Source organism: Spirochaetota bacterium (genome assembly GCA_017999915.1).
GTDB lineage: Bacteria > Spirochaetota > UBA4802 > UBA4802 > UBA5550 > RBG-16-49-21.
The window spans coordinates 90,125-116,065 of record JAGNKX010000002.1 but is presented as its reverse complement, the minus strand read 5'-3'; the positions used below and the strand labels follow the sequence as shown (position 1 = coordinate 116,065).

Genomic DNA, 25,941 nt, shown 5'->3' with positions numbered 1-25,941 from the left:
GATACCTGAAATTGGCCAGACAATTATACAATTTTAGTATTTATTATTCTCATATCAGTATTTGATGATCACTGATTATATTATCATTGATAGGTTTTTGTAAGGAAAATTAATTTATTTATTATAAAAAGCCGACACGGGCTGATTATTTTTATCAATATTATAGCCTAAGCGGATTTTTTATTGTATATTGTTTTTATTGAACAGGTGGCATAATAATTCATAAAGATAGGATTATTTTTTTTAGCATTATTAATGATTATTTTAAAAGAAAGATTTATAAAAAAACCGGCTGGACGGTTATTTAATTAAGATTGTTATCGGATTTGATTAGTAAGTTATAGAAGGGAAGCTTAACTTGAGGAGGTCATGAGGTTATGAATAAATTCATATCTATAGTAATCAGCATCATGCTGGTATTGGTGATCGGTTCCGGCTGTTCCAAGAAACAGCTTGCTTCATTTCAACAAAATGACCAGGAGCCGCAATACAATCTCCTCAAGCTTTTTGACGGCTTTCCGGCCCTGCACAGCGCCATTGATTCATTGGACTCCCAGAGGCTCAACGACACTCTGGGGGATATGCTCCTCAATGGATTTGAGATTCCTCTGTTTCTAAGGGACGCTGTCGACCTGGTCCAGGCGCCCTTCCTGGTTCCCATGGTAGGGGAGCTCCACGGGCTGCTGAAGATCATGATGGATCCAGCCGATTATCACTACAAGGATTCAGGCCAGGCTGATAAGGGTTATTATGACAACACCAGTGTTGACCGGCTGGCGCAGTTTTACAGCGCCCTTGACCAGGTCGCTGACAATACCAATCTGAGCAGTGATATTCTGGCCATGGCCGGACAGGTGGTGGATTACATGGTCAACGAAAAGGACCCGGTCGAGATCGAGTCGGACATGGGGCGCATGATGAAGGTGAGGTTTTTCCAGCACTGCATGTATGACGCCTCCGGGTATGCCGTGGACCTGCCGGCGGGCGATTACACCCTTCCTTCAAACGGCATATCCTCAGGGGATATCTCATCACTGGAAATTCCGATCGGCATGAAGGTAACGCTCTACGATGGTTCCGGCAATTCCGTGGAATTGACTTCCAACGACCGCTGTCTCACCGATAATCTCGTCGGTGCGACCGTGAATAACTGGAACGACCGGGCGACGCGCGTCAGGATCGAATATGACGTCACCAAGCTGGCCAAGCTGCTGGGGAAGATGACCATGAGCTGCGATTACCCGATGTGGGTCAACGGCAGTTACACGCCCCCGGCGAGCAGGGATCTGGTCCTTACCGGCGACTATACCAGGAATACGGATCTGGGCAACGCCACGAAGGGACTAGTCAAGCTGCTCTATGGTCTCAATAATGTGATTGCCAATGATTCCGAAGCGCGGGACATCATTGACAGCATCCTTGCCGAAGACGTGGCGGCGCTTCTTAACGCACCGGACGGCACGGCCAAGATGAAGAGCGCCATTATCAACCTGTCCGAGTACTTCGGCACCCATGAGTTCGGGGACAATGCCTACGACACGGTGGCGGACTACCACAACACGAATCCCTATGTCAACGCCTCTCTTAAGGAAACTGTCCGCGACATGGTTCCAAACGTGGCCAAGCTTTTTATTCGGGACGACGACAGCTCGACACTGGACGATACAATGAAGATCTTCAGCAACAGCAGCGGCCGCTCGCCGGTGGAGGAACTCACCGTTTCGCTGGCCAAGCTGAAGAACGCCGGGATCGATTACAATACGGTGACCCTTGAGCCTTCCATCAAGAGAATGCTTGAGTACAATGGCCGCGGACGTTTGCGTTCCGCCGACGGAAGCTGGTCGAGTCTGTCGTACCTGGATCATCTTGTTTTTACGATAGCGGGAAGTTATAATTTCGGTTTCCTGACCCAGCTGAGTAGCGACGGCGAGGAACCGGCGAGCAACTGGAACCGCACGCACGGTGCATCAACGAACGGCATCATCACCATAAACGACTCGATGTATGCCCTGACCTCCGGACAGGTTACGGTTGCCGGCTGCTCCCTGGGGATGCACTCCTATTCGCTGGCCCTTGACGAGCGGCTGGACCAGGGCGACCATGTTGCCCGGAGCTCATTTCCGTACTCTGTTAACTCCTACGGCTCACACAAGTTTTATCTCGGCTATGATTTCCCGACCCTCGGACTGCTCCCGGCGGGATGCGCCGGCGATGCCGGCATACCCAACGGCGGTGAGACTGCAGTCTCGGTCACTAGCAAACAGACCCTTTCCACAACGGGCAGTGAAAATGATTACCGGACCTATTTCCCGAAGGTTGCTGACGGAAAGGGCATTTTGAATACCGCACAGTTCCTCATGAGCTGGCTGGCCCGCTCATGCTGGGACGGCGGCGGACCCTACTATTACAGCCCGGAGAAAGACAACAAGGACGCCGACACCATGACCTTCAACTGGCCGGGCAAGGGCAACCGCACCGTGTGCCGCTATTACAAGCCGAACGGTGAAGTATATGCCTACGTGTACAAGCCCAGCTCCACTGTGTCCACATGGGAGTATTGGTATCCCCACAAGGGTCACACGGCTGAAAATGCCAATGATGTTTCAGACAATCCGGACAATGATTCAGATGTGAATTCCCAGCGGGCGAACCGGTACCGGCCGGTGCTTGAATCGGATTATTTCGTCATAACCTATGATGATGGCGGTCGGAAATATCTTGCGCCGCCCATGAATGCTGGTGGTGACAGCTGGGTGGATGGAACCAGCGGAAATGACATGTTCCATCTCAACCAGAGTTCAAATGGCAGCAGGACAAGCGGTAATTTCAGGTTCTTCGAAAAGATTCCTGAGCAGAGCGCCATCCGCGAATGCCGCTCGCAGGAGGAAGCGATGTATCGGAACCTCCAGTGGTTCCTGCTTGAGAAAAAATTTGTATTCACCATTCCGATGTACATGAAGGCTGCCCTGGCAGGCATAACCCTCGGTCATAGCGGCGCCTTTGTAATAATTGAAGCCAACGGTGCGGTTGGCCTGGCCAATGCCCGCAAGGGTGATGAGAACGGCCATTGGGCATCCGATCATTATTATTCGTCAAAAATCCATCTTGGCGATGTGGCAACGGCCAATGTCCCGGATTACAGGGATTCCAGCAGGCCCGGGGACGGCCGTATACTCGTATTTGTAAGATACCTCAACCTGGCGCTGATAACCATTTCTAATGATTATCTCTTCGGGACCATCCTGGGGAACGGCTATGTTCTTCCCGATGCTGTGGGGAGGAATATAGATCCCGTTGTGCGTATGGGATTCTTGAATGCCGATGTTGACGGGACCGATCAGAACGAGGGCTACATTCAATCATCCAATGCAGACATCGGCGTTGACGGCACTACCCTCTGGGACAACCGGAATAAGTTCTTCCCGCTTCTCCTGGCCATAACCGGAACGCTGTGGGAAGGGACCAGCTATACCAAGACGACTTCCGGTCATAATTACAACTATACCGTGTCGCAGCACAAGTATCCCCTTGCGGACCTTCTCGAAGGAATCTTTATACCGCTTTCGAAGCCGCTGATGCGCTACTACACGGCCGATAACCGGTGGGTGCCCAGGGTGAAAACCGAATCAGGGTTTGATTACCAGTATTTCAACCCGAATACGGCCCATGACACGACCCCGTACCTCCCGCGAGAGGTCGCTACAAACGGCACAACGCCTCTCAGGACGGTACTCAGCGTAATGACCGGCAGCGGGATGACGGATACCAACGGGCTTCTGCCCATGGTCACCGACAATACGCGGCTGGTGACCCGCCTCATGGCGTTGCTGCAGAAACTGGGCGAAACACCCAACAGCGCCCAGCGCCAGAATGTTGCGCTTGGTCTTGAACAGCTGATGACGGCTATGAAGATCAACAAGAGCGAAGCCATAACCAACGGCTATCATAAGACCCTTAATTACACCAATTACCAGTGGGTATTCTCGCAGAGAAACGAGGACATTTCCCTCGAGGACTTCCTCGGGTATGAAGGGCCGTTCAGGACAGGCGCCGGGAATGAAGCCCATGATGCCCAGTGGACCACATTTACAGATTCCATGAGCAAACTGAAGCAGTTCGTCGGCGGCTCCCGCGACATCACGCCGAACCTGGTGAATATCGTCAATGCCGTCCTGGCCCAATCCCTGACCGAAGAGCAGGTCCACGGGCTCCTGTACACGGCGGGCAAGATCTTCGCGAAGCACGACAGCGCCGGCTGGCACTACCACGGGTACGACCATGGCACGGGGAATACGGACGCTTATGACCAGCTGATTGACATGGTGGCCTACCTTCCCCAGGTGCATGACGTGATGAAAACGTCCGGCGGCACCGGAGAGAAATACGAACGGATGCTGAAGAATGTCGATATTCTCCTCAAGAACAACGACAGCATCCTGAATTACGCGGTGACGACCATGACGACGCCTTACTCTATGCAGTATATCATTGAGGACCTGGACCGTTTCCTGGGCTGGAGCATTGTCAGCGATCCCAATTCGCCCCTCTGGGACGACCTGGTGCTGATGCTGGAGGCCATGGCGGACATGAACGATCCGAGGGTTGATATCAATGTGATTATCAAGAACCTTGGATTCCAGGCCGATTAATAAAGGCGTAAGTACGGTATTAAACGGCAGAACACCCGCCCGTTGCAGGACGGGTGTTCTTTTTGCGCGTTTTGCATACATGGCTTTCCCATGATTTGATCCGAGCGATGTTCAAAGACAATGGCAATCCGGCAGCTATCTGGCTCCTCTGGATTCGCAATCACACCTTCAATAAATTTCTTGACTCCCCTGTTGATAATGGGTAACTATTATTTATAGTTCAACCAAATACGGTTCATGGAGAAGAACAGATGAGACGGTATATCCAGAAGGTGCTGGCCCCGGTGGACGGATCGGAATCCTCGAAGAAGGCGCTGGAAATGGCCATCGTCATAGCCAAGGAGTCCCACGCGAAATTGACGGTCCTGGAGGTCGTGGAGGAATTCGGCCCGTTGCCCGGATTTTACGGCGCCGCGCCGGAGGGGGTCGACCGCGTGAAGTGGCTCTCGGAGCAGCGCTTCGAGGAAGTCCATCCCATGCTGGACCATGAGAACATCGAGTGGGACCGGATCGTGGTGGAGGGATACCCGGCGGACAAGATCTGCGAGATCGCGGAACAGGGCGGGTATGACATGATCGTCATGGGCAGCAAGGGCCGCTCCGCCGTAGCGCGGTTCCTGGTCGGCTCCATATCCGACCGGGTGGTGCACCACGCCCATTGCTCCGTGTGCGTCGTTAAATAGCGGGAATTTCCGGAGCTCCCTTTTTAAAAGGCTGCGGGATTGGCCGTGGGTTATTGATACGATTAATAGATATATTAAAAAATGCAATTGTTCTTGCTTTTTTTGTCATTGCGAGCAAAGCGAAGCGATCATGAGTATCATTACATATAGGATAATGATGAAAAGGTTTCCCATGTCTACATTCTGAATCAAAATCAAGATCAAGATTGATGCATCGCTCCGATGTAATCGGGACTCCTCGCAATGACAGATTTGATCGCAGCGCGCGCAAACCCCGGAGCTCTGCTCCGGGGATGAGAACGCGCAAAACATTATGCGACAAAATACCCCGTATCTTGCTGCGGGGTATTTTATCATTATCTGCCATTTTTAAGAGGGTTTCTAATTAATGCTTGCAAATATATTCATTGAAAATATTACGAATATCAGACATTGTGTACAACTTATTGATTAGCTGAATCCGCCCCCGCAGCCGAAGGTGGCGTGGGCGAAGCGTATAGATTTTAATAAGTTATACAGCAAGTATTATATTTCATAGATTTCCTTTAAAAGAACAATAATACATTTTTTGTAACATTTTATTATAGCATACTCAAAAGTAATTGGTTTCTAAAAAGTCCCGGAGGGGCTTTATAATGCGGATATGCCATCGGCCAGGAACGATAATTTCATGTAGACTCCTTCATTATTTTTATATCCTTATTGATTTTATCGTTGTTTATGTATACTATTATGATATGGATTATTGGCGCGAGTACGCTCAGCGGTGATTGATAACATGACCATTTCTCTCCAGACAGGATTGAAGCAATCACAAAAGCTGGTAATGACCCGGTCCCTGCAACAGGCTATTGAGCTGTTACAGCTTTCCACGGTAGAACTCTACGACAGAATATCAGATGAACTTGTTGAAAACCCGGTCCTGGAAGAGGACGGCGTCGTCATGTCCTCGCAGACGACGCCGGGAACGGACGTTGAAGCCGGCGTCGCCAGGAACCTGAGCGGCGACGAGTCGCTGATAACCAGGGGCGAGGAACAGCGGGCGATGTACGAGGACGCCAGCGATACCGGCTATTCCGACGAGGAAGATAGAAAGAGAAATTATTTCGAGAACATAACGGCCCAGGAGGAATCCCTCTCCGAGCACCTGCTCTGGCAGGCGCGGATGACGGCCCGTGATGAGCGCGAGCTGAACATCTACCAGGCGATCATAACGTCCATCAATGAGAACGGGTTCCTGGACGAGGACCCGGCCGAGCTCCTCAAGGACATCTGCACTCCCGCCGACGCTGAGCGGTTCGCCGGAGCCGTCAGCCTTTTTGACCCCGTCGGGTGCGCCGTCCGGGGCGTCCGGGAAAGCCTGCTGGTCCAGTGCGGCCATTTTTATCCCGCCGACGACGTGCTCAGGAGGATCGTGGCCGACTGCTTCGAGCATTTCGAGAAGCTGGATTACAAGAAAATCGCCGGCACCCTCGGCATGGCCATGGCGGACGTGCTGGAGAAGACGAAGATGATACAGAACCTTGATCCGTATCCGGGCCGCCAGTATTCGAACAGAACCATCCGCTATATTGTCCCCGACATCGACGTCCGCCTGGTGGACGGGGAGATCATCGTGGGCCTCAATGACGATTGGGTCCCGGGGCTGCGCATCAATTCATACTATATTTCGCTGCTGAAGAAAAAAAACATTGAAAAAAAATTAAGGGACTATATTCAGGATAAAATGCAGTCGGCCCGTTACCTCGTGAAAAATATAGCGAACAGGCGCGCCACGATACTCAGGGTTGTCGAATCCATCATGAAGCGCCAGCGCGAATTCCTGGAAAAGGGGCCGGGCCATCTGCATCCGCTGACGCACAGCGAGGTGGCGCGCGAGCTGGGCCTCCACGAGTCGACCGTGAGCCGCGCCACCAGCAACAAGTATGTGCAGACCGGGTGGGGGGTCTTTGATCTGAAATATTTTTTCGTGTCGCGGCTCAAGGCCGGCCAGAACAGCGCGGAGGTGTCGTCCGACGAGGCCATGAACCTTATTCGTGACGTCATCGAGCGCGAGAACGCGGAGCGGCCCTACAGCGACGAGGAGATCGTGAGGATACTCGGCAAGGCGGGCATGCATGTGGCCCGCCGAACCGTCGCGAAATACCGGGGGATTCTGAACATCCCGACGTCCGGTAGACGAAAGAAGATCAATAAAATTAAAACAGAGGAGCGTACATGAACATCACAGTAACCGGAAGGCATCTGAATGTCTCGGATAGCCTGCGTGACTATGCGGAAAAAAAGATAAAAAAGCTGGACCGGCATTTCAATCAGCTGATAGACGCGCACATCATACTGTCGGTTGAAAAGCTGGACCATATTTCCGAGGTCGTGCTGAACGGCGACGGTGTGCAGTTCCACGGCAAGGAAAAAGCGGCCGATCTCTTCTCCGCTATTGACCTCCTGTTCGAGAAAATGGAGAAACAGGTCCGCCGTTACAAAGAGAAGCACCAGATGCACAAGGGCCCCGAACGGGGCGAGGTCGCTTCCATAGATGTCACCAGCAACGGGGGAAAAGAGGTGGTCCTCCGGCAGGTAAGCAACAAGCCTGTCGACAACATCGAGGCGCTGCTGCAGATGAGGGTCGATAAGAAAGACTATATCCTGTTCAAGAAGGGCGACAGCAAGATAGAGACCGACGTGTCGTCGTCGAACAAGAATTACGCGGTCATTTTCCGGGGGACGAACGGCCTGAAGATGGTCGAGGTTCCGGCCGACAAGACGGAAAGCGGCTCCCATGCCGGTCATTTTGTCACCTATGCCCTTGATATTTTCGATGACACCCCGGCCAATCCGCGGGTGGAATTCAAAAAGCTCAGTTCATGCGATATGTTGAAGCTCACGCTCCACGAGGCGATACTCGAGATTGAAAAATCCAGGCAGCATTTCCTGCCGTTTTTCAACATCGAGTCCGAGTTCATCAACATCATAAGCAAGAACGGCAACAAGTATGAAGTGATGGTCCCGGCTTTCTAAAGCCGGCGCGGCCCGGCGGACCGCGCGTCGTTGCGCGGCGCGCCGGGGGCGTATGCCGTCTGTTTGCAGAAATTAACGTTTCGCGGCGCCATATAACACAATAAATGGAAAACAAGATACTGGTTAAAAATTTTCTTGAGAACACCGGGGTGATAGATCTGCAGATACGCCTGGTGGCGGGCGCGTCCGGTCTCGAAAAGGAGATCAGGATCGGCGACATCAACAGGCCCGGCCTGACCCTTGCCGGGTTCTACGAATTTTTCGCCCATGATCGCATACAGATATTCGGCCTGGGAGAGAGCGCGTACCTGCGCCAGCTCTCGGCCGATGACAAGCGGGACGTCATATCGAAGTTTTTTTCATACGACGTGCTCTGCTGCGTTTTTACCCACGACGAGGAGCCGGACGGACAGTTCCTCGAGGTCGCGGACCGGAAAGGCGTGCCGGTCTTCGTGACCCGCAAGGACACGACCAGGTTCACCAGTTCGCTTATCTATCTCCTGAACGAGGCCTTCGCCCCGGCCATATCGATGCACGGCACCTTCGTTGACGTGTACGGCATCGGGGTGCTCCTGATCGGCAAGAGCGGCGTGGGCAAGAGCGAATGCGCCCTGGAGCTCGTCGAGCGGGGCCACCGGTTCATCGCCGACGACGTGGTCATGGTCAAGCGGGTGGACGAATCCATCCTGATGGGGAGCGGATCGCCGATCCTCAAGCACCACATGGAGATCAGGGGGTTGGGCATCATCAACGTGAAGGACATATTCGGCATCCGCTCGGTGCGGGACCGCAAGCGCGTCGAGCTCGTCGTCATCCTCGAGGAATGGGTCCAGAACAAGGAGTATGACCGCCTCGGCCTCGAGGAGCAGACCTACCCGGTCCTCGACATCGACGTGTCGAGCATCATGGTGCCGGTCAGGCCGGGAAGGAACATCCCCATCATCGTGGAGACCGCGGCGCTGAACCAGCGCCTCAAGAAGCTGGGCATATTCACGGCCCGCGATCTGGACCGGAACATCCAGGAGAACCTGATGAGGGAGAAGAACAGGCGATGACCGAGCGCGAAGTGGTCGTGAAGAGCGACGCCGGCGTGCACGCGCGGCCGGCAATGATGATCGTCAAAGAGGCGATGAAATATCCTTGCGATGTGAAGCTCATCAAGGATGACGTGGAGGCCGATTGCAAATCTATCATGTCCGTTCTGGGACTGGCAATAATATCCGGGTCCAGGCTTATCGTGCGGGCCAGCGGCGAAGGGGAAGTGAAAGTCGTTGAAACGATTGTCGCGATGATAGAGAACAATTTCAGGTCCCATGAAGAACCTTCTCAAAAAAATTAATTTTTTTCCGGAGGATACCCGCGTGCAGGACGTCCTGTTCCTGGTGGGTATCTTTGTCTTTATCTCTATCCTTATCATCGGCCTGTTCCCGGGCAAGAACGTCAAGATCGGCAGGAGCCAGGAGTTCTTCATTTTCGCGGCCATGACGGTGCCCATGGTCGCCGCCCTCTACTTCATCATCATGTCGCTGCGCCGGAACCTGTATACCGGCATGCCGGGCACACGGTCGAGCATCCAGAGCAAGATGGCGATGGCCTTCGTGTTCGTGGCGGTGCTTCCCTCTCTGCCTCTGGTCTTCACATCCAATTACCTGCTGAACCAGATCCTATCGAGCATTGTCCTGGACAAGACCTCCACAGCGCTGAACGAGGCGGTCACCATGTCCAACGATCCGGTGGTGCAGATGATGGAGGACATGCGCGGCGAGCTCCAGGCCGTCAGGTACCAGATGGACAACGGCACCCTTTCGGTGGCCACGCAGGACGGGAGGTTTTACGTGCGGAACATGTACGCCATGAAGGGCATATCCGCCTACAGCTTCAACCTCTACCTGGGAGAAGGGACCAACAGCCTCTGGCTCCTGGACGACATGCCCGACGACGTCCAGAAGGCCGTGGGGGATTTTTATTCCGTGTCCGATCTGAAGGAGAATTCCCGTATCGACAAGCTGTCAATACAGAAGAGGGATTACCTGGCCGGGGCCCTCAGGTACAATAATTATCTCCTGGTCCTCTGCAAGAGCATCCCCGAGGACATGGCGAAAAGGACGGTTCTCTTTTCGCAATCCCTGAACGATCACCGGCGCCTGGCCAACATCATAAACGACCTGAAGAGCGACAGCGGCCTCTATCTCTTCGGCATCACGCTGTTCATCATCATCGTATCGGTGCTCATGAGCCTCTATCTCTCGAAGAATATCGTCAGGCCGGTACTTGAGCTGTCCGAGGCGGTGCGGGACGTTTCCGGGGGAAATTTCGACATATCGCTCTACCGGGACTCGGAAGACGAGCTCGGGGTCCTTTTCAAGTCGTTCAACCGCATGGTCTATGAGCTCAACCGGAACCGGAGGATCATATACCAGAAGCAGCGCCTGGAGGCGTGGCGTGAAATGGCCCGCCAGGTGGTCCATGAGATCAAGAACCCCCTGACGCCGATCCAGCTTTCCGCCGAGCGGATACGGAAGCGCTATATCGAAAATCATCCGGACATTAAAAATATCATCATGGCCGGGACCGAGACCATCGTCGAGGAAGTGGGCGTGCTGAAGAACATACTGAGCGAGTTCACCGAGTTCGCCAGGCTACCCGAGATGAAGCCGGTAAAAACCGACATCAACGCGCTGATAGAAAGCTGCGTCAACCTCCACGCGGGCCATGAGCAGGTCGCCTTTCACGCGGAAATAGACAGAAGAATTCCGGAAATCTATATTGACAAGAATCTGATAAAACAGACACTGAACAATCTGATACAGAACGCCATCGATGCCGTCGACAAATCCGGGAACATCTATATCAAGTCCCAGCTGGTCGCCGGCGAGGGCGTGGACATGGCGCGGATATCCATACGCGACGACGGCATCGGCATCATGGAGCGCGACAAGGAGAAGATATTCAATCCGGGATTCTCGACCAAGTCGTCCGGGACCGGCCTGGGCCTCGCCATCGTCGAGAAGATAATCATGGAGCACCGGGGCGAGATCTCATGCAATTCTGAATACGGCAAGGGCACTGAGTTCGTGATCGAGCTGCCCATCATAAATTGAGGAATATCAATCATGGCTAAGATACTGGTTGTCGACGACGAGATTAACATAATCAAGACCCTGAGCTCGATTTTACAGGACGAGGACCACGTGGTGTATTCCGCCAAGACCGGGGAAGAGGCGACGGAATTTCTGCGGATCAACGACGTCGACCTCGCCATCCTGGACGTGTGGCTCCCCGATGTCGACGGCATCGACCTGCTGGAGCGGATCAAGGCGGTCAACCAGGAAATGGCCGTGATCATGATATCCGGCCACGGCTCCATCGACATAGCGGTCAAGTCGACCAAGCTGGGCGCCTACGACTTCATCCAGAAGCCCCTGGCGATGGAGCGGGTCCTGACATCGGTGAACAACGCCCTGGAGCACATGCGCCTCAGGAAGGAGAATATCAAGCTCCGCAAGGAGTACCACATCGACGAAGAGATGATCGGCAGCTCCCCGAAGATCGAGGAGATACGGGAGATCGTCGAGACCGCGGCCAAGACCAACGCCCGCGTCTTCATCACCGGCGACAGCGGCACCGGCAAGGAGCTGGTGGCGCGCGCCATCTACCACCGCTCCAAGAGGTCCGACAAGCCCTTCGTGAAGGTGAACTGCGCGGCCATCCCCAACGAGCTGATCGAGAGCGAGCTCTTCGGCCACGAGAAGGGCGCCTTTACCGGCGCCATTAACCGGCGCATGGGCAAGTTCGAGGTCGCCAACAAGGGGACCATGTTCCTGGACGAGGTCTGCGACATGAGCGCCTCGGCGCAGGCCAAGGTGCTCCGGGTGCTGCAGGAGAACCAGTTCGAGCGGGTCGGCGGCAACGAGACCATCACCGTGGACGTGCGGGTCATCGCGGCGACGAACGTCGACGTGAAAAAGGCGGTGGAGGAGGGATCGTTCCGGGAGGACCTGTTTTACCGGCTGAACGTGATCCCCATCCATGTGCCCACCCTGGCTGAGCGGATGGAGGATTTTCCGCTCCTGGTGGAGTATTTCCTCCAGCGCTTTTCGGAGGAGCACGGCATCGGGCTGAAGCAGCTCGACGAAGCCGGCATGAAGGAGCTTACCAGGCACAGCTGGCCCGGCAACGTGAGGGAGCTGAAGAACGTGATCGAGCGCCTCAGCATCATGGTGCCGGAGGAGGTGATAGGCAAGGAGGACATACAGAAACACCTCGAGGCCTATGATTATGACGATTTCGTCACCAAGGACCTGTCTTCGCTCAAGAAGGCCCGGGAGGAATTTGAAAAGGACTTCATCGTCAAGGTGCTCAAGAAGAACGACAGGAACGTCACCGGCGCGGCCAAGGAGCTCGGCATCGAGCGGACCAACCTGCACCGGAAGATCAAGCAGTACAATATCAATATCGACAAGATTTGACGCAGCCGCACGGCAGGTTTGGATACATGGATTCCCGCGATATTTACAAGGATATGACATCGGTATTGAGAAAAGGCCGTTACCGCGACCGGATCCTCCTGTACCGCGGCGAGGAGGAACTGGACCGGCTTTCCGGATGGGTCTGCCGGAAGGAGCGGTCCCGCGGCGAAGAGAGGGACGAGGACCTGAAAAAGCTCGTCGAATCGTGCCTCAAGTGCTCCGGGGTCGAGGAAAAGAAGTTCGGCATCGGGACGGGGACCAACAGGGTCATGATAATCCTCAACTCCCCGCAGCTGGTCAACGTTGTCGAAAAAAAAGTATTAAAGAAGGATTCGGTGGATCTCCTGAAAAAGATCGTCCAGGCCGCGCAGCTGTCATTCAACGATTGCTACATCACGAACCTGGTGAAATGCGAGGTGGCCGATCCGCTGATGAAACCGAGCCAGATCGTGAAAAACTGCGAATATATCATCAGTCGTGAGATAGAGTTCATTAAGCCGCGCATAGCAATCGTGTTCGGCGACATTATTCCCCTTCAGAAGATTATAAAGGAAAGCGTTGACCTTGTCTGGTTCAATATCGAGCACCCCATCACCCTGCTGAAGAACCCCGACTTGAAGCGCAATGCCTGGAATACGCTCAAGCTTATCATGGAGAAGATGAAGGAATTGTATCTTCTGTGAGCCTAATGTCAGAATTCGAAGGAGTACCCGGCTCCAAGACTGATCGAAAGCTGTTCGCTTTTTAATTTGCATTTGATTCTGGCCGACCAGCCGGGTATATTATTGGCGCTGGAATCGAAAAATGGGTTATAATAGTATTGGTTCTGTTCGCCTTTGGCGGTCAGGTAGAGGTATTCCAGTTTCGCGGCCATGAAAATCCTGCTGGAAAACGTATAGCGTAATTTAAGGAAAGGCATTAAGGCGGTTCCGGAGCTGTCGTTTTTCGAGATCTTGCCGCGCAAGATGTGATCATCAATGTCCTTGGCCTTGAGGTATGGAGAAAAGCGTATGGCGGCGATGATTTCAAGGGTCCCCTTTCCTATCGGGACCATGAAAACAGGCGTAACCTGCAGTGTGAAAATGTAATAGTTTAACTTGTAGGTTATGACTTTGCCGAGAAGTTTTTTGTAATCCGGCCTTCCGATATATATTGGAGAAGAAGTATCATAAGCGCTGATCTGCTCGACATTGCTGCACCAGTAATTCATGTACTGGTGCATGAATCCGGCTCCTAATTTCAAAGAGAAGAAAGATACGGTAAATAACCTGACCGACATATCCGCTTCGGTAAAAACAGCGTTAAGCCTCGCATCGCTTTCAGAATAGATGGTTTTGATCTTATGGAAGGGGACCCAGTCGGAATCCTTCATCTTGCCGACCTGTTTGTCGATATTGACATGGACGCCGTAGTGAATCGTGAGCCTGTTCAATAGATTCAGGTTCAAATCCACGTAGAACATGAAAACATCGAGGGGGAATTTTAATTCGCTGATAGGAAAGTGATAATAATTAACGCCGCCGCGGGTAAGGGTTCTACCGCCGATCTGATACAGCGTGTAGAAAAAGAAGCGCTCAAAACCGTTTTCAATGTTAAATTGGCCGATTGTCGTTCCCGACTCGGCTTGAGGGCTGTCAATCGTACCTTTAAGTGTCCCCTCGTCCTTTTTTATTTCATCGCCATGGACGGCATGTACACCGAGAGCAAAGAAGATTAATGAGAGAAGAATGGCTTTATTGACTGATTTTTTTAGACAAGATCGCTTTGACGACACTGCCATCAACCTTTCCCTTGAGTTCCTTCATTATTTCTCCCATTATTTTGCCGATTTCTTTCTGCGTAATCGTACCGATGGCGGCTATTTTATCCGTTATATATTTTTCGATTTCATCTTCCGACATCTGTTTGGGAAGGTATTCCTCGACTACGGCAAGCTGTTTTGTCTCGTTATCGACCAGGTCCTGGCGGTTTCCTTTTTGAAATTCTTTTATCGATTCGCGCCGGCGTTTGGCCGATCGGCTTACTATTTCTATTAATTGATCATCGGTGAGGTCTTTGCCCGTTTTGCCTTTTTCATAGGCAAAGTCGGATTTGATCATTTTCAGCGTTTCAATTCGAACGGTATCGCCGCTTTTCATCGCGGTTTTCAGGTCGCTGTCAATTTTTTCAAGAAGGTTCATCAGTTTCTCCTTGTCTTGTGTCTTGTGATGTTTATTAGTTTGCATTATATTTTATTCTGTCAATTAGATTTTATCCTGAATGAACAAGCTGTGAAATCAATTACTCTGACACCATAATAATCTTTATATTGACTTTTAATATTATATAAAGTTATTGTCACATAATCAATTCCAGGATTATGAAAACCGCTTTATCAGAATAGTATGCTTCATACATTACAATATCATGTTAGCTGACGTTTATATATCATATCCGCTTGAAGAATTTTATACCTATCGTGTCCCTGTCGGCATGAATATTGCCCCTTATTCGAGGGTCAGGGTAAATTTTGCCGGTAAGAATCTGACTGCCTATGTCCTGAGAGTACATGATAATGAGCCTAAAGATTTCGAATTAAAAGATATCATCGATCTGATCGATCATGATCCGATTTATGACGAACGTCTCATGGATTTGGCCCGTTATACCGCTTTAAATTATCTATCTTCAATAGGCGAAGCTTTGGCAATGGCCCTTCCTTCGGGTTTAAAACCATCGAAGCGTTACAAGATACCCTTCGATAAGCTAGGTGTCGTCATTGAAACTCAGCTTAATCATGAACAGAAAATAATCTTTGATGATATAATAGATAATAAAGCTGCTCTGGCCCACTTGATCTTTGGCATCACGGGCAGTGGAAAAACGGAGATATACATCGAATTAGCGCGAAGACTCATCCCGCAGGGATTGTCGGTCATTTATCTTGTGCCGGAAATATCCCTGTCATCCATGATATTCGAGCGTATGTACGGCGTTTTCGGCGATGACCTGATTATATATCACAGCCACCTTACTCCCAATCAGAGGCTCCACAACTGGATCCGTTTTTACCGGGGCGAGGCCCGTATCGCCGTGGGGACCCGCTCGGCCGTATTTCTCCAGTGCCCGAAGCTTGGCATGATCGTTATAGATGAAGAGCACGATGGTTCGTACAAGGAGCACAGCACGCCGCGGTACAACGCGCGCCGCATCGCCCTGTATCGGAGCAAAACCGAAGGGGCCCTGGTGGTCATGGGGTCGGCGACGCCGGCCGTGGAGACTCTTTATGCGTGTGAAAAGGGCGTCATGAAGCTTCATACCCTGAAGAGCCGTTATGGCAACGCCTCTCTCCCGGAGATAGAGATCGTCAGGATCAATTCCACCAAGCCGAAACATATCATTTCAACCGCCCTGAAGCTCAATACGAAACGGACCATTGATGCGGGCCGCCAGGTGATATACCTGCTCAACAGGCGCGGATTCGCCCCCATTGTGATCTGCGGGAAATGCGGGTGGACCATGGAGTGCCCCCAGTGCAGCATAGGCATGAATTATCACAGGGACCGGCACATGCTCTGTCACTATTGCGGGCACCGGCAGGCCGTTCCGGCCGCATGCCCGAAATGCGGGTCAGAGCAGATTGAAAAAGTCGGTTCTGGGACCCAGCGCGTAGAGGAGATCATCGAAAAGGAATTCCCCGATTTCACCATCTTCCGCCTCGACCAGGACAGCTCCCGAAAAAAGGACACGGTGCCGGAGCTGATCGCCCGCATGAACCGCGGCGAGGTCAATATCCTGGTGGGGACACAGCTTGTGGCCAAGGGCTTCGATTTTCACAACATCACCCTCGTGGGCGTTCTCCTGGCCGATATCGGCATGAACATGCCCGATTTCCGTTCTTCCGAGCGCATATTTTCCCTCCTCATGCAGGTTGCCGGCCGCTCCGGCAGGGGCGACGCGCCGGGCAGGGTCATCATACAGACCCTGGACGATCAGAACCCCCTGTTCCGCTTCATTCGAAATCATGATTATTACGGATTTTACAGATCGGAGCTGGAAGCGCGGAGGATGCTCCAGTATCCGCCATTCACGCGGCTGGCGCGCCTCCTGGTCCGGGGCGCCAATGAGGCCAGGGTGATCGCCTCGATCAATTCCCTGAAGCAGGCCCTGGAAGAACAGGCCGCGGCGCTCAAGGCGGATATCAGGATCCTGGGGCCGTCTTCGGCGCCGTTCGGCAGGATCGGGGGGAATTACCGCCATCACATTATCGTTAAATCAAGCAGCGTGACGGCCCTTCAGGAAACCATTGGGGCTTCCCGGGGAGCCGTTACGGGCAGGGATGTCTATCTCGAGATCGATATCGATCCCTATGAGCTGATGTAGGGTATTATTTTTTATCCAGCTCGGTTTTGATTATCTGGTCCAGAATTTCAGCCGGGGGTACGCCCACCAGCCGTCTGCCGCCGATGAAAAGGGTGGGTGTGGCGTCCACGCGGAGCTGCTTGGCCAGCTTCATGTGCTCTTCAAGGCGCCGGGTCGTTCCTTCCGAATTCATTGCCGCCAAAAACCGCGTTTCATCCATCCCCTTCCGTTCGTTTTGACTGATCTGGTTAAAAGCCGTAATAGCCAGTGCCGGCGCATAGCGTGTATGGGTGTTCTGATAGTCCGCGAAGTGCTTAAGGATATATTGATCGAGGATCCCCGCGTCCGACGCCGCGATGAAGGCCCGTGAGGCCACGCAGGAATTGACGTACACGGTCCGTTTCATTTCACGGTTGCACCCCATGTCCAGGGGGTAGTTGTAGTACACGGTCTTGATGCGGTCCCTGTATTTAGCCAGAAGGAATGTTTCGATCCTGTAAAACTCATAGCAGGCGCTGCAGAGGAAATCGGTGAAGGCCACGATGGTCAGGTCGGCCTTCGGGTTTCCCAGTACGATGCCGGTATCCGGCAGGTCGAGCTTCTCAACGGGCGACTTGTAGAAGTTCGAGATGAATGCCGCGGCCCTGTCATCGGGGAGCTTCGCTTTTTCCGTCTTCATCTTGAGTATGTAGGATGTTGAGAAAACGGCGAAGCCAAGGAGAAATATGAAGAGCACGAAGGCCAAATAGAAGGCCTTGCGGTCCGGAGAAGGCTCTTTGGGCAGTATCAGGTCGCGGTAAACCCCGGGAAGGGAAAACTGGGTGTCCCTGGCCGCGGTCCTATACCAGACAACGACCAGGGCGAGCATCGCGATGTTTACCGCGTAGGTGGCGATGCAGAATTTACACAGGAGCTGCGTTATGATCAGTATGACACCCAGTGCAATGTCGGCCAGGACCGCAGCTACCGAGAGGGGCATGATCATGGCCAGGGCGTAGTCGTGATAGCGGCCTTCGGCGTAATCCGCTATAAGGAGGATGAAGAGGGCCAGAAGGTACCAGAGCAGCCCATAGGCGGCCACGGGAATCGTGAACAGGGTGGAGTACCCGGACTGCGACAGCGAAAGGCAGGGGTTGACTATTCCCTCGCCGCAGGATATGGCGCCGAGCCTCATGTCGGGATAGTAATGCTGGATAAGGAGCAGTCCCGACAGGACGGCGCCGAGAACCGCAAGGGCGAGTAAGGGGTATACGATTTTTTTCATGGTTCAATCCTGCTTGATATGGATTTTTTCTCCGCAGAGGTTAAGGTAGAATTGTCCCTCAACCTCGTCAAGCCGCTCCATCAGGTGGTAGAAGGGCGAATTCCTGAACTTGGCTGTCATCCTTCCGCCGGATACGCGGCAATACATCGTTTGATTCTTATAGTACAGAGAATAGATGTCAAGCAGTTCCTCTGTCCCATTGGTCAGGTTGATGGTGATTTTTTCAAATCTCCCGAAACCCTTGAATATGAGCCCGGTGACGAACAGGGGCGCGTCCTCCACTATGATCGGGTAGGTGTACTGTCCGTAATGGATGACGTATGTCCCCTCGCGGGTTATGTTTATCGATTGGTTGAAAAATTCGATAATCTTCTTGTTTATGAAGGGCTCGCCATTATGGAACCATTTTCCGTCTTTATCGAGGCGTATCTCGTCGTTCAGTTTACCCTTTTCGAAGAGCTCTTTAATCTCTTCGGGGATTTCAGGGAAGGCATTTTCCATGGGCACATCCTATTCTTTTTTATGACATGTTGCGATCACACCCGAATCATGGGGTCTGTCAGCTTCTGGTGCTCCTCGAGGGCGAAGCGGTCCGTCATGCCCGCGATGTAGTCCCGCGCGGTGATCACCACCCCGTCCCGGGAATACTTTTTCTGGTAATCTTCCGGCAGGGTGTCCGGATGGTTCGTGTATATCTGGAAGAGGTCGCGGATCACCATTTCCGCCTTGATGGTCATGCGCGCCACCCGGTAGTGCTGGTAGAGGTTGTCCATGAGGAAATTCTTCAGCTCCAGGTTGGCCGATTCGATCTTCTGCGAGAAGGCGACGGTCTTGGCTTCCGCTTTTACGACATCGTTGGAATTTTTTATCGAGAACTGCCCGATACGGTGCAACGTGTTCTCGATCAGGTCCGATACCAGCATGTCTATGATGGAGCGGATAATCCCCTGGCGCCGCACCTTTAGGTCGCCCTTGGGCTCCCGGTTGTAGCGCTCTTCGCCCAGGACCCAGAGGGCGAGCTTTTTAACGTCGTTGGCGTTGAGGATTCCCGACGACAGGCCGTCGTCCAGGTCGTGGTTGTTGTAGGCGATCTCATCGGCCAGGTCTATGATTTGCGCCTCAAGGGACGGCTGGGTGCCCGGGGAGAAGTCCTTGTAGTCCGGGTGGTCATGGGCCGACGAATGCTTGATGATGCCTTCCCGGGTCTCCCAGGTGAGGTTCAGGCCGTTGAAGTCGGGATAGCGCTTTTCCAGCTCGTCCACCACGCGCAGGCTCTGGCGGTTGTGCTCGAAGCCGCCATGGTCGGCCAGGAGGGCGTTCAGCTCCCGCTCCCCGGCATGGCCGAAGGGCGTGTGGCCCAGGTCGTGGGCAAGGGCGATCCCCTCGGCGAGGTCCTCGTTCAGCCGCAGGGCCCGGGCTATGCTCCGGGCTATCTGGGCCACCTCGATGGTGTGGGTGAGGCGGGTGCGGTAATGGTCCCCCTCGTGGTTGATGAAGACCTGGGTTTTGTACTCCAGGCGGCGAAAGGCCCGGGAATGGATGATGCGCTCCCGGTCACGCTGGAACTCGGTGCGGTAGGGATGGGGCTTTTCCTTGAAAATCCTTCCCTTGGAGGCGGACGACAGGGCCGCGTAGGGGGCCAGCGTCTTTTTCTCCAGGTCCTGCAGGAAATTGCGATCGACCCGCACCATCAGTCCCTGCCTATCTCCGCCTCGTAGGCCTGCGATGCCGCCTTGCGGTTCATTCTTATTTCTTCGTTTGAGGGGTCCTCGTCAATGCCCCGCGTGAAGGCCTGCAGGGCCTTCTTGTACTGGCGTTTCTTGAAGTGGCACTTGCCTATATTGTTGTACGCGTCGGCCGTCATCTTCGGCTCGTTCGAGCCCTTGACGACCTGGTAGAAAGTGTCCATGGCGTTATCGTACATCTCTTTTTTCATGTAGATGATGCCCAGGGCGAAAAGGGCGTCCTTGTCCTCCGGCTCCATGACAAGGGCCTTCTGCACGAGGTTCATCGATTTCTCAAGGCTTTCCGGGTTTTTGGCGTCCTTCGAAACGAGGATGGCCTTGTTGATGAGGGCCTTCCGTCCGAGGTCGGACCGGGGATCTATCTCGATGACCTTGTTGTAGGCGTTCATGGCGTAATCGTAATTGCCCCGCTTGTAGTACATGGTGCCCATCTTGAAGTGGGGCTCCTGTATCTGGGGCCACCGTCCCGCTATCTTCCGGTACTCCGTCTCCGCCAGGTCGTAGTGCCCGCGCTCGTAATAGTAGTCGGCGATGGCGACCAGGGGAGCCGGGTCGGCGGCGTCGAGCTCCGACGCCTTCCGCCACGCGGTGATGGCCAGCTCCGGCTTGCCGGCGTGCTTGTAGGCGATACCCAGGTTGTAAAAAGCCGCGTCGTCCTTGGGGCTTATGGCCAGCGCCTTCTGGTACGCCTCGATGGCGTCATCGAAGCGCTGCGCGTCGTCCATGATGTTTCCCATGTTCAGGTAGGCCACGCGGGCGTTCTCCGTGGCCGGCTCCAGCACCGTGATCTTCCGGTACAGCTCGTAGGCGTTGTCGAGATCGCCCTTTTCATAATGGATCTCGGCGATGCGCGACAGTATCTTCACGTTGCGCTCGTTCGTTTTCCTGACCCTGTTGTAGAGCTCGAGGCTCTTGTCGTAGTTTTTCATCGAGAAATAGGCTTCGCCGATGCCCTCCAGCATGGCCGCGTCGTTTTCCCCCAGCGACTCGGCCTTGGAAAGCTCTTCCATCGCCTCCGCGGTCTTTTTCTGCCGCAGGTAGGCGATGCCCAGGTTGTAATGGTTCAGCGCGTCGTTGGGCCTGATGGCCGCGGCTTCCTTGAGGTATTTCTCGGCCTCGGCGAAATCCTTGCGCTCCGTGTAAATCACCCCCAGCCGGGAATAGGCCTTGTGGGCCACTTCGCCGATGCGGTCCGCGGCGCCCGCCTTCTTGAAATATTCCATGGCGGCGAATTCGTCCCCCTTCTGCATCAGGGCGGAGCCCATGTTGTAGAGGACCCGGGCGTTGTCCGGGGACTTCTCCAGCACATCGCGGTAGGCCGCAACCGCCTCGTCGTACTTGCCGGTCTCGTAGTAGATGTTGCCCAGGAGTATCTTCGATTCCGTATCGTCCGCGTTGATCGATGCCGATTTCTCCGCGGTTTCCAGGGCCTTGTCGAAGTCCTTCTTGTGGCGGTACGTCATGGAGAGGTTCTTGTATATGTCCGGGTTCTTCTTGTCGTAGGAGAGGGCCCGGGTGTAGAAATCAACGGCCTTGTCGTAATCGCCCTTGTCGTCGCTGATCATGCCCAGGTAGGTGAGGGCGATGGCCTTGTCGCGGTCCGGGGCGTCCGATTCCACGACGGCGTTGAATTCGCTGATCGCGTCGGTCAGGTATCCGCGGGAGTAGCTCTCTTTGCCCCGCTTGATGCCGGGGTTGTCGGAAGTGAGGTTGTCCACGCTCCGGTCCCCGTCAAAGAGGGAGGCGGGGCCGCTCTTTGATGAAGTGAACGGGGAAGGCTTTTTATAGACGAATTGCGTGAGCACCAGGACGCCGATGACCAGGAACGCCGCCACGATGGAGACGATGATGATAGGAATCTTGTCGAATTTCTTTTTACCAGGGGCCGGTTCCGTTTCGATTCCCTCGACCATGTCGGGCGCCCCGGCATTCTCCGCCCGTATGCCGAAGATCCTGTTCTTATGCCGGTGCCCGTCTTCAGGGTCCACCGGTGTTCCCGTCAGGGGGGGGGTCCTTTTATCCTGCATCACTGGCGCTCCTGTTGCTCTTCCCGCAGCTCCTGTTTCCGCACCGCGTCAAGGATGCCGTTGATGAACTGGCCGGAGCTTTCGCCGCCGTAGATTTTCCCCAGCTCAATGCCTTCATTGATGGTGATGATAACGGGGATGTCCTTGAGGAAGAGCATGGCATAGATTGAGATCCTGAGTATGGACTTGTCCACCGCGCTCAGGCGTTCGAATTTCCAGTTTTTCGAGTACTTGATTATGAGCTCGTCGATTTCGCCGATGTTCGTGATGGATCCTTCAATGAGCGTGACCGCGAAGTCACGGATGCCATCGGGGATTGGGTTCTCGACCCACTCGAGCCTGGTAAGCGTTTCAACGGGGGCCGCTGAAATCTCGTACATGTACAGGCCCTGGAGGGCAAATTCCCTGGCTTTCCGTCTGTGGCCCATTATCCTATTTGTTTGTATAGATTCGCCATCTCGATGGCGGACATGGCTGCGTCGAAGCCCTTGTTTCCCGATTTGGTGCCGGCCCGCTCAATGGCCTGCTCTATGGTGTCCGTCGTAAGGACGCCGAATATCACCGGGATCGTGGCGCTGAGGCTTATGCTGGCGACGCCTTTCGAGACCTCGGCAGCGACGTAGTCGAAGTGCGGCGTGGAGCCCCGGATGACGGCGCCCAGGCAGATGATCGCGTCGTACTTCTTGGAGGCAGCCAGGACCCGGGTCACCGCCGGGATCTCGAAGGAGCCCGGCACCCAGGCCACGGTGATATCGTCCTCGCTGGCGTTGTTCCGCTTCAGGCAGTCCATGGCCCCGCCCAGGAGCTTGTTGGTGATGAATTCGTTGAAGCGGGAAACGACAATGGCCACCTTGAGCCCGGTCGCGTCGATTTTGCCTTCTATCAGTTTCATGATTGTTGCCTTGTTGTTTATGTTGGGGCACGGAATGACATGCCTTTACAGAAATCATCGGCATTTTGCCTTTCCGTCAAGCCATTTTTTACATTGACCCCGGCCCGGGGTAGGGGAGTGACCCGGATGCGGGTCGGGAATATTTTGCGGGGGGCCATAGCCCCGGGTTTAAACCCGGGGCTATGGCCCCCCGGGCCCCCATCACCCGCGCCGCCTCAATCGCCGGCGGAGGCTCACTTCTTAAAGTTATTTATAATTTCATGTTTATCTGTTTTTGAAAGCTTGAGTTGATTGTTCGTTTTAAGGCGATGGCCATAAAAGTATTACGCCTTTCGCTCCGGAAGCCACCTCCTGTGGCATCCTCGCGACGCCGGCCCTCGTGCCCGGCGACTCGTTGTTATAAGTATTTTATAAATACCCGCGTCATGGATGACGCGGGCGTCGATCGTCTGCAGGATGCTGCATACGATCGACGAACAGTGGTAATATTTTCTTAGTTAAAGATTAACCCGCCGCAGGCGCGGGGTGAGAGGGAGCGCGAGGGTGAGAGGGCGCGTAGCCCTCTTGCCCTCGCAAATAGCTATTTCTTAGGATGCTGCATCATCGCGCCCAGTTCGAGGAACTTGCGCGTCTGCGGGTCGAACATGATGTTGAAGCCCGACTGCCAGTCCTCGTCTTTCAGGCGCTGGCGCATGCGGTCTTCGTAGGGTTTGCGCATGGAATACTTGAGCATCATGAAGGCGCGGCCCGGATTGTCGATCCACTTGCAGACGATCTCCTTGGCCCGGGGGATAAGCCGGTCCTCTTCAATGACCTCGTCCACGATGCCGAACTCCTTCGCCCCGGTAACGTCATACATGTCGCCGTTGTACATCAGGTCGCGGTATTTCCTGTCGCTGTCCATGCCGAAGCGTATGACCTCGGTCTGCACGATGGAGAGGCCCAGGCCGATCTTGATCTCGTTCATGCCGAGCTTGATCTTCGGGTGGTTCTTGACGAGGCGGTAGTCGGCGGCCATGGAGAAGATGAATCCCCCGGCCACGGCCGCGCCGTTCCAGGCGGCCACCACCGGCTTTTTGCACATGAACAGGTTGATGAGGACCTCCTCCTCCTTTTCGAAGAAGGCGATCACCTCCTTCAGGTCCTTGAAGGCCAGGAACATGGGAAGGTCGAAGCCGGAGCAGAAGGCCTTGCCGGCGCCGGTCAGGACGAGCCCCTTGATGTCGTTGTTCCCGTTGACCTCTTTGATGATCGCGGCCAGGGTATCGATGACGTCTTCGGTTATTGTATTGGTGATCCCATCGTCAAAGGTGGCGATGATTATGTTGTCTTCGGTCCGTTGTTGTAGCATGATTGTTCTCCTTTGTTGTAGGATAATCCTCCGGCGGGGTGCCGCCCTTCATCTCCCCATGGCGGCGCCATTTTAGACAAGGAAAAAATAGTCGCCAGGGACAATTTTTATTGATATTCGCCGCATCAGATATACCGATAATTATCAAAAGGTCACAATGATGAAGAAAGTCGTCATATATAGCATCGTCTGCGCGGTCATCCTGGGGTGGGGAATCGCCTTTTCCCAGGAAAAAGAAGCGCCCCGGAAGCAGGCGGGGAATAAGGCCGGTGAAGAGTATACCAGGGACGAGCGGGTCCCCCAGCTCTACAAGCGCCTCGCCGACGTCATCCAGGCCCTCAAGCTCAAGCCCGATGACGAGGGAAAATACTCGATCACGATAAGCAAGGACAACAGGTACGACCTGGTGGACCGGGTGTTCCTGCTGTGCAATAAAAGGGCTGAAATCCACTCGGCCCAGGGCCGAGTCTCGAAGATCGCGTTCAAGTATTACCAGTTCAACATGACCACCCAGGTCCGTGAATTGAAGACCATTACCGCCACCGCACCGGACAGCGGCGACCTCGGGTCGCTGACCATAGAATATGAAAACAATACCGGCCAGAAGGAGAAATTCACCCTTTCCGATCTGGAAAGGCCGGATTCCCGCAGGGATGTTATAAAGCAGTACTATTCCTATTACCTGGCCCTGGTATATCGCCTCGAATTGTATAAAGACAGTTCCTCGCGGCTCGAATCCAGCAAGATCAAACGCGCCATACAACTCGGCGAATAATCAGCCATCCGCTCAAGCCGTCCTCCTTTTTTTTCCCCTGCCGGAAAAAGAGTTTGCTTTTTTCATGTTGTTGGCCCATGGTTATGGGCGTACAAGGAGCCGGCACGCTATGAAGGAGAGGCGCACATCACCGCGCACCAGGTTCTCCGCGAAGAAAACCGGGTTTTCCGTGACGCTCGTCATGAAGCGGTTCTTCCTCAGGGACAAGGCGATCACCTGTGTCCTCCGCGATATCTCCGAGGGCGGTGCGTCCCTCCTGGTCAACGACGAGTATAAGAAGTATGTCACCGAGCGCTCCGTCGGAAACGGTGTCCGGCTGCTTTCCGAAAACCCCGAGATATCATTCCGCCTTCACCGTAAGGGGAGGGTCCTGAGGGTTCTGAACAATGAGGAAGGCGTAACGGCGGTGGTGATATTCACCCATCAGCCGGAGCAGGAAGTATATAAAAAAATTGTTGACAATGGCCGTTACTAAAAAATAGTAACCATAATTTGTGAAGCAGATGGTTTCACACCATCGGGCGATTAGCTCAGCTTGGTTAGAGCGCCTGCTCGACACGCAGGAGGTCACTGGTTCGATCCCAGCATCGCCCACAGACAGACGGGATTATTGTTTCCGTACCCCCTCGATCCCCCCGACGTGAAAGCCGCAAGCATCAGGTGACACCGGGGACCTTGAGGGGGTTTTGTGTCTCCGGAAAACGCCTTTACACGGAGTGGATCGTTG

At 53.9% G+C, this 25,941-nt stretch carries 21 protein-coding genes and 1 tRNA gene; 13 read left to right on the top strand and 9 right to left on the bottom strand.

The genetic code is table 11. The features are described from left to right. The first annotated feature begins 377 nt into the window (after positions 1-377). From KA369_04585 to KA369_04545, 9 genes are all read left to right on the top strand, one after another. A complete protein-coding gene (locus KA369_04585) occupies positions 378-4,649 on the top strand; it encodes a hypothetical protein (protein MBP7735230.1) in 4,272 nt (1,423 codons plus the stop codon). A gap of 251 nt (positions 4,650-4,900) precedes the next feature. Continuing rightward, the gene (locus tag KA369_04580) at positions 4,901-5,332 is read left to right on the top strand and encodes a universal stress protein (GenBank protein MBP7735229.1); all 432 of its coding nucleotides are present in this window, start codon (positions 4,901-4,903) and stop codon (positions 5,330-5,332) included. Positions 5,333-6,110: 778 nt separating this feature from the next. Continuing rightward, the gene (gene rpoN, locus KA369_04575; GenBank protein ID MBP7735228.1) at positions 6,111-7,553 is read left to right on the top strand and encodes an RNA polymerase factor sigma-54; all 1,443 of its coding nucleotides are present in this window, start codon (positions 6,111-6,113) and stop codon (positions 7,551-7,553) included. Next, complete coding sequence (gene raiA / locus KA369_04570; protein ID MBP7735227.1) at positions 7,550-8,350, top strand: ribosome-associated translation inhibitor RaiA; 801 nt, start codon at positions 7,550-7,552, stop codon at positions 8,348-8,350. The genes rpoN and raiA overlap by 4 nt, the downstream gene beginning before the upstream one ends. A gap of 104 nt (positions 8,351-8,454) precedes the next feature. Further along, positions 8,455-9,405, top strand: a complete 951-nt coding sequence (locus KA369_04565; protein MBP7735226.1) for an HPr kinase/phosphorylase — start codon at positions 8,455-8,457, stop codon at positions 9,403-9,405. Next, on the top strand, positions 9,402-9,689 hold the full coding sequence (locus KA369_04560; protein ID MBP7735225.1) for an HPr family phosphocarrier protein: 288 nt from the start codon (positions 9,402-9,404) through the stop codon (positions 9,687-9,689). The genes KA369_04565 and KA369_04560 overlap by 4 nt, the downstream gene beginning before the upstream one ends. Next, a complete protein-coding gene (locus KA369_04555; GenBank protein ID MBP7735224.1) occupies positions 9,664-11,451 on the top strand; it encodes a HAMP domain-containing protein in 1,788 nt (595 codons plus the stop codon). Before KA369_04560 ends, KA369_04555 begins: the two co-directional genes overlap by 26 nt. A gap of 9 nt (positions 11,452-11,460) precedes the next feature. Beyond that, positions 11,461-12,819 carry a sigma-54-dependent Fis family transcriptional regulator gene (locus tag KA369_04550; protein MBP7735223.1) on the top strand — a complete coding sequence of 453 codons (1,359 nt, stop codon included), beginning with the start codon at positions 11,461-11,463 and terminating at the stop codon, positions 12,817-12,819. A 26-nt stretch (positions 12,820-12,845) separates the two neighbouring features. Then, a complete protein-coding gene (locus KA369_04545) occupies positions 12,846-13,502 on the top strand; it encodes a hypothetical protein (protein MBP7735222.1) in 657 nt (218 codons plus the stop codon). 8 nt (positions 13,503-13,510) lie between these two features. Here KA369_04545 and KA369_04540 read toward each other — a convergent pair whose 3' ends face one another. Together KA369_04540 and KA369_04535 are read right to left on the bottom strand one after the other, a co-directional pair. Then, on the bottom strand, positions 13,511-14,599 hold the full coding sequence (locus KA369_04540) for an omptin family outer membrane protease (GenBank protein MBP7735221.1): 1,089 nt from the start codon (positions 14,597-14,599) through the stop codon (positions 13,511-13,513). Continuing rightward, positions 14,553-14,999: a GatB/YqeY domain-containing protein gene (locus KA369_04535; protein ID MBP7735220.1), complete on the bottom strand. Its 447-nt coding sequence runs from the start codon at positions 14,997-14,999 to the stop codon at positions 14,553-14,555. The genes KA369_04540 and KA369_04535 overlap by 47 nt, the downstream gene beginning before the upstream one ends. 226 nt (positions 15,000-15,225) lie before the next feature. On the opposite strand from KA369_04535, the gene priA reads away from it, so the two are divergent. After that, positions 15,226-17,181, top strand: coding sequence for a primosomal protein N' (gene priA / locus KA369_04530; protein ID MBP7735219.1), 1,956 nt, complete (start codon positions 15,226-15,228; stop codon positions 17,179-17,181). A 4-nt stretch (positions 17,182-17,185) separates the two neighbouring features. Here priA and KA369_04525 read toward each other — a convergent pair whose 3' ends face one another. The 7 genes from KA369_04525 to KA369_04495 all read right to left on the bottom strand — a co-directional run bounded on the left by KA369_04525 (position 17,186) and on the right by KA369_04495 (position 24,439). After that, positions 17,186-18,424, bottom strand: a complete 1,239-nt coding sequence (locus tag KA369_04525) for a thioredoxin domain-containing protein (protein MBP7735218.1) — start codon at positions 18,422-18,424, stop codon at positions 17,186-17,188. Positions 18,425-18,427: 3 nt separating this feature from the next. Then, positions 18,428-18,925: a DUF1285 domain-containing protein gene (locus tag KA369_04520; protein ID MBP7735217.1), complete on the bottom strand. Its 498-nt coding sequence runs from the start codon at positions 18,923-18,925 to the stop codon at positions 18,428-18,430. Positions 18,926-18,960: 35 nt separating this feature from the next. Beyond that, entirely contained in the window at positions 18,961-20,115 is a 1,155-nt protein-coding gene (locus KA369_04515) for a deoxyguanosinetriphosphate triphosphohydrolase (protein ID MBP7735216.1), read from the bottom strand. Then, the gene (locus KA369_04510; protein ID MBP7735215.1) at positions 20,115-22,196 is read right to left on the bottom strand and encodes a tetratricopeptide repeat protein; all 2,082 of its coding nucleotides are present in this window, start codon (positions 22,194-22,196) and stop codon (positions 20,115-20,117) included. Before KA369_04510 ends, KA369_04515 begins: the two co-directional genes overlap by 1 nt. Next, the gene (gene nusB, locus KA369_04505) at positions 22,196-22,624 is read right to left on the bottom strand and encodes a transcription antitermination factor NusB (protein MBP7735214.1); all 429 of its coding nucleotides are present in this window, start codon (positions 22,622-22,624) and stop codon (positions 22,196-22,198) included. Before nusB ends, KA369_04510 begins: the two co-directional genes overlap by 1 nt. Further along, positions 22,624-23,088, bottom strand: a complete 465-nt coding sequence (locus KA369_04500) for a 6,7-dimethyl-8-ribityllumazine synthase (protein MBP7735213.1) — start codon at positions 23,086-23,088, stop codon at positions 22,624-22,626. Before KA369_04500 ends, nusB begins: the two co-directional genes overlap by 1 nt. 580 nt (positions 23,089-23,668) lie before the next feature. Further along, a complete protein-coding gene (locus KA369_04495; protein MBP7735212.1) occupies positions 23,669-24,439 on the bottom strand; it encodes an enoyl-CoA hydratase/isomerase family protein in 771 nt (256 codons plus the stop codon). Between the two features lie 157 nt (positions 24,440-24,596). Between KA369_04495 and KA369_04490 the strand changes: the two genes are divergently transcribed. From KA369_04490 to KA369_04480, 3 genes are all read left to right on the top strand, one after another. After that, the gene (locus tag KA369_04490) at positions 24,597-25,214 is read left to right on the top strand and encodes a hypothetical protein (GenBank protein ID MBP7735211.1); all 618 of its coding nucleotides are present in this window, start codon (positions 24,597-24,599) and stop codon (positions 25,212-25,214) included. A 109-nt stretch (positions 25,215-25,323) separates the two neighbouring features. Next, on the top strand, positions 25,324-25,689 hold the full coding sequence (locus KA369_04485) for a PilZ domain-containing protein (GenBank protein MBP7735210.1): 366 nt from the start codon (positions 25,324-25,326) through the stop codon (positions 25,687-25,689). A 44-nt stretch (positions 25,690-25,733) separates the two neighbouring features. Next, positions 25,734-25,808: transfer RNA gene (locus tag KA369_04480), tRNA-Val, on the top strand. Positions 25,809-25,941 lie beyond the last annotated feature (133 nt).